Source organism: Arthrobacter sp. B2060 (assembly GCF_059090445.1).
The window spans coordinates 1-1,050 of the sequence record NZ_JBNHFR010000027.1; the positions used below are offsets into that span (position 1 = coordinate 1).

Annotated in this window: 1 protein-coding gene; it reads left to right on the top strand. The window is 66.1% G+C overall.

The features are described from left to right. Window positions 1-1,050 (top strand): threonine synthase (gene thrC, locus AC5RUM_RS21440; RefSeq protein WP_494036844.1); only part of this gene is annotated, 1,050 nt, incomplete at its 5' end.

Here is a 1,050-nt window from a genome sequence, read left to right on the forward strand (position 1 = left end):
GAGAAAACCAGGGTCATTACCCTCGGTGAGGGCGGCACGCCGCTCGTCCACGCGCAGAAGCTCTCGGAGCTGACCGGCTCAGAGGTGTACCTCAAGGTCGAAGGCATGAACCCCACCGGTTCCTTCAAGGACCGCGGCATGACCATGGCCATGACCGCCGCCGTGGAATCCGGAGCCAAGGCCGTAGTGTGCGCCTCCACCGGCAACACCTCTGCGTCCGCCGCGGCATACGCCACGGCCGCCGGCCTGAAGTGCGCAGTGCTGGTGCCCGAAGGCAAGATCTCCATGGGCAAGCTCAGCCAGGCGATCGCCCACGGCGCCACCCTGCTGCAGGTCGACGGCAACTTCGACAACTGCCTGGACATCGCCCGCAAGCTTGGCGAGTCCTACCCGGTCTTCCTTGTGAATTCAGTCAACCCTGCCCGCATCCAGGGACAGAAGACCGGAGCCTTCGAAATCGTGGACGCCCTCGGCGATGCCCCGGACATCCACGTGCTGCCCGTCGGCAACGCTGGCAACATCACCGCGTACTGGAAGGGCTACAAGGAGTACTCGGCGCCGTTCGAATCCACGACAGCCGGCACGCTTCCCGCTGTATCCACCCGCACTCCCCGAATGTGGGGCTTCCAGGCCGCGGGTGCCGCCCCGTTCGTAGCCGGCCACCCCATCACTGAGCCGGACACCATCGCCACCGCCATCCGCATTGGCAACCCTGCCTCCTGGGACGGCGCCATTGCCGCCCGTGACGAGTCCGGCGGCTTCATTGACGCCGTGACGGACGACGAAATTCTGGCAGCCCACCGCTGGCTCTCCTCCAAGGAGGGTGTCTTCGTGGAGCCCGGCTCCGCCGCCGGCGTCGCGGGCCTCCTCAAGAAGCATGAGGCGGGAGAGGTCCCTTCGGGCAAGACGATCGTCATCACCGTCACCGGCCACGGACTGAAGGACCCTCAGTGGGCCCTGCGGACGGAAGACGGCAGCGATGTCCAGCCCGTCAAGGTGTCCAACGACGTTGTCACGGTCGCCGCCGAGCTGGGACTGGAAGACAAGTAA